The 4,057-nt window shown below is 60.1% G+C and carries 6 protein-coding genes; 1 reads left to right on the top strand and 5 read right to left on the bottom strand.

The window, feature by feature from the left end; translation table 11 throughout:
• Nucleotides 1-150 (top strand): DUF6124 family protein (locus AC1DSG_RS28545; RefSeq protein WP_477793869.1); only part of this gene is annotated, 150 nt, incomplete at its 5' end.
• A gap of 199 nt (nt 151-349) precedes the next feature.
• On the opposite strand, the gene AC1DSG_RS28550 is transcribed toward AC1DSG_RS28545, so the two are convergent.
• From AC1DSG_RS28550 to AC1DSG_RS28570, 5 genes are all read right to left on the bottom strand, one after another.
• Nucleotides 350-1,303, bottom strand: coding sequence for a D-2-hydroxyacid dehydrogenase family protein (locus AC1DSG_RS28550; protein ID WP_477793864.1), 954 nt, complete (start codon nt 1,301-1,303; stop codon nt 350-352).
• Between the two features lie 13 nt (nt 1,304-1,316).
• Nucleotides 1,317-2,342 carry an alpha/beta fold hydrolase gene (locus AC1DSG_RS28555; protein WP_477793865.1) on the bottom strand — a complete coding sequence of 342 codons (1,026 nt, stop codon included), beginning with the start codon at nt 2,340-2,342 and terminating at the stop codon, nt 1,317-1,319.
• An 85-nt stretch (nt 2,343-2,427) separates the two neighbouring features.
• Nucleotides 2,428-2,862, bottom strand: coding sequence for a YqaA family protein (locus AC1DSG_RS28560; RefSeq protein WP_477793866.1), 435 nt, complete (start codon nt 2,860-2,862; stop codon nt 2,428-2,430).
• Nucleotides 2,862-3,308 (bottom strand): DUF411 domain-containing protein, encoded by a 447-nt coding sequence (locus tag AC1DSG_RS28565; RefSeq protein ID WP_477793867.1) that lies wholly within the window; start codon nt 3,306-3,308, stop codon nt 2,862-2,864. The genes AC1DSG_RS28560 and AC1DSG_RS28565 overlap by 1 nt, the downstream gene beginning before the upstream one ends.
• Before the next feature lie 127 nt (nt 3,309-3,435).
• The coding region (locus AC1DSG_RS28570) for an aldo/keto reductase (RefSeq protein WP_477793868.1) at nt 3,436-4,057 on the bottom strand (622 nt) is incomplete at its 5' end.

Consider the following 4,057-nt stretch of genomic DNA (forward strand, 5'->3'; position numbering starts at 1 on the left):
ACGTTGGCGTCTGCGAGTGTGATGTTGAGCGATTTCGCGGGGCAGTTGAATGGTCCGCAGCGCCATACCCTGCTGGGTATTCAAAACTCCGTCATGCTGGGGGAGCTGGCGGTGAACCGGATGCTGGATAACGTCGATCCGCAGGGGTAGCGCGGTTTTGCGGTGATGCCTGACTTGTGGTGAGGGGGTAAGCTCCCTCGCCACAGTTGTTGTAGCTGCTGGTGTAGTTGCAGGTGGTTTTGTGGTTTTGTGGTGTTTGGTCGGGCCTCTTCGCTGGCAAGCCAGCTCCTACAGGGTTCGCGTATACCCTGTAGGAGCTGGCTTGCCAGCGAAGAACGATAACTCGGTATCAGGTGAAAACCCGAATTGGATTCCCTGCCGACCACGCCTGAATATCCTCGATCATCTGCGAAAAAAACAGCTGGTAGTTCTGCCGGCTCACATACCCCACATGCGGCGTGGCCAGCACATTCTCCAGCGTTCTGAACGGATGATGTTCAGGCAATGGCTCCACTTCAAACACATCCAGTGCCGCTCCGGCCAGCCGATTTTTCTGCAGCGCCTTGATCAGCGCAGCCTCATCCACAATCGGTCCACGGGCGGTATTGACCAGCAGCGCCGTGGGTTTCATCCAGGCCAGCGCCTGGGCGTCGACCAAACCGCGGGTGCGATCACTGAGCACCAGGTGCACGGACAGCACGTCGGCCTGTTCGAACAATTCCTGCTTGCTGACATAGGTCACGCCGACTTCGGCAGCGGCTTCGGGTGTCAGGTTCTCGCTCCAGGCAATTACCCGCATGCCGAACACTTGGCCGAACTGAGCGACGCGTTTGCCTATGCTGCCCAGCCCCAGAATCGCCAGTGTCTTGCCATACAGATCACCGCCGAGTCCTTGCTGCCACTGACCGGCGCGCAAGGCGTTGGCTTCGACCACGAGGTTGCGGGTGGCGGCCATGATCAGCGCCCAGGTCAGTTCCGGCGCAGCGTGTTTGTAGCTGTCGGTGCCGCAGACTTGAATCCCCAACGCAGCGGCTGCTTTGAAGTCCAGCGCCGCGTTGCGCATGCCGCCGGTGACCAGCAGCTTGAGGTTTGGCAACCGGCGCAACAGGTCCTCATCGAACCGGGTGCGTTCGCGCATCACGCAGATCACCTCAAAGCCCCCCAGACGCTCGGCCAGGGTTTCGTTGTCGGCCGGGWAGTCRTGAACAAAACTGACCTCGCCAACACTGTCCAGCGCTGACCAGTCCACCACGTCGCGCGCGACGTCCTGCCAGTCATCGATCACTGCAATCTGCACCGCCATCAGCCTCACCTCATCAATGAACGGGGTTGGTTTTGTTCAGCCAGTCGAGCAAGGCCTTGTGGAATTGCGCCGGTTCTTCCATTTGCGGCGCGTGGCCCATGCCGGGGAATTCGACCAGGGTCGACTGCGGAATCAGTTGGGCCACTTGCTTGCCGAGTACGTCGTAGTGACCGAGCTTCGCCTTGACCTCGGGCGAGGCAATGTCACTGCCGATCGCCGTGGTGTCGGACGTTCCGATCAGCAACAGCGTCGGCATCTTCAGGTCTTTGAATTCGTGGTACACCGGTTGGGTGAAAATCATGTCGTAAATCAGTGCCGAGTTCCACGCGACTTGCGTATGCCCCGGGCCTTTGTTCAGGCCGGCCAGCATGTCGACCCAGCGCTCGAATTCCGGCTTCCAGCGACCACCGTAATAGGTGTTGCGTTCATAAGTGCGAATGCCGTCGGCGCTGACGTTGAGCTCGCGCTCGTACCATTGATCGACGGTGCGGTAGGGCACGCCGAGGGCTTTCCAGTCTTCCAGRCCAATGGGATTGACCAGCGCCAGTTGTTCGACTTGCTCGGGGTATTGCAACGCGTACCGGGTGGCGAGCATGCCGCCGGTGGAGTGACCGAGAATGCTGGCCTTCTGAATGCCGAGGGCCTTGAGCAGTTGCTGGGTGTTGGTCGCCAGTTGCTGGAAACTGTATTGATAGTGGTCGGGTTTGCTGGAGGTGCAGAAACCGATCTGGTCCGGGGCGATGACTCGATAGCCGGCTTCGCTGAGGGCTTTGATCGAACTGTCCCAGGTCGCGCCGCAGAAGTTCTTGCCATGCATCAGCACGACGCTGCGGCCGTTGGCCTTGCCATGGGCGGCGACGTCCATGTACCCCATTTGCAAGGACTTGCCCTGGGACTCAAAGGCAAAGTGCTTGACGGTGTAGGGGTAGTCGAAACCCTGCAGTTCAGGGCCATATTCCGGCCCTTCGGCATGGGCGACGAGGGGCAGCGCGGCGGACAGTAACAGGCTGGGCAGCCAGCGGGAGAGGGCAAGGGGCATGGATGAACTCCGTAGGAAACCGGCCGATGCTGGATCGGCTTGATTAGGGCGACATTAAACACAGGCAATCGCCGTGCGTGATCGTTCAACCCATCCAGCCCAGCGTGGCCAACGCCAGCACGCCGTAACGGGCGGCCTTGGCCAAGGTCACGATCAACAAAAATCGCCCCAAGGGTTCGCGCATGACGCCGGCCACCAGCGTCAGCGGGTCACCGATGACTGGCACCCAGCTCAGTAGTAAAGACCAATGGCCGTAGCGCTGATAATGCTTGCGCGCTTGTTCCAGATGACTTGGGCTGACCGGGAACCAGCGCCGGTCGCGAAACCGTTCGATACCGCGTCCCAGCCACCAGTTCACCAGCGAGCCAAGTACATTGCCCAGCGTGGCGACGGCCAATAGCGACCAAAGCCAATACCTGTCGCTGAGCAACAACCCCACCAACACTGCTTCGGACTGCAACGGCAGCAACGTCGCCGCACCGAACGCGGCGAAGAACAGCCCGAAGTAAGCACCGGACATCAATGGGCGGGGTAGTCCGCCACCACGACATCAGTGCCGTCTTTTTTCAGACCGATCACTTGGTAGGCATCGCTCATGCCGTCCATTTCCATCCCCGGCGAACCCATGGGCATGCCTGGGGCGGCAACGCCCAGCAGGTCGTCACGCTTGCCCAGAGCCAGCACCTGATCTGCCGGGACATGACCTTCGACAAACTTGCCGTTGATCAACGCGGTATGGCACGACGCCAGACGCGGCGGTACGCCGTGCTGTTGTTTGAATTCGCTCATGTTGGTTTCGACATGGTCCTCAACCTTGAAGCCGTTCGCTTCGAGGTGGCTGATCCATTTTTTGCAGCAGCCGCAGTTGGCGTCGCGGTGGACTTCGATGGGGATCAGGTCGGCGGCCTGGGCCAGGGAGGAAAGGAGAAGGGCGCTCAGGGCGATCAGACGCAGGTGGGTTCGCATGGGGACCTCGACTCGGGTGGCGATCAAAAATGGGCATTCTGACCAGTTTAGCCACGGATGAGGGAGGAGATTGTTTCCAAGTGATACAGAAGAACCCTGTAGGGGCAAGTATTCACCTCGCATGTTGTTAGCGGTCCAGCAACTTCATGACCTCCTCGGGGTAACGCGAGCCAGCGGTGGCATTCGCCGGGAATATCGCTTCCAGTGCTTGCAACTCGTCGCAGCTGAGTTTTACCTCCAGTGCGGCGATGTTCTCTTCAAGGTATTTGCGCTGTTTGGTGCCTGGAATCGGGATCAAGTACTCACCTTGCGCCAGTACCCAGGCCAATGCCAGTTGGCCCGCCGTCACACCCTTGTCGGCCGCCAATGCCTGTACCTGCTGCACCAGCAGCAGATTCCTGGCAAAGTTTTCCCCTTGAAAACGCGGGCTGAAACGACGGTAATCATCCGCCGCAAAGTCATCGGGGCTTTTCAGTGCGCCCGTCAGAAAGCCCCGCCCCAATGGGCTGTAAGGCACAAACGCCACGCCCAGTCGCTGGCACGCGGCGAGGCAACCGTTCTCCTCATGATCGCGGCTCCACAATGAATACTCACTTTGCAGCGCACTGATGGGATGCACCTTGTGCGCGCGTTCCAGCGTGGCGGCCGACGCCTCGCTCAAGCCCAGGTAACGCACCTTGCCGGCCTTGACCAACTCGGCCATGGCGCCAACGGTTTCTTCGATCGCCACCTGCGGATCGATCCGGTGC

The organism is Pseudomonas sp. P5_A12 (assembly GCF_056400685.1).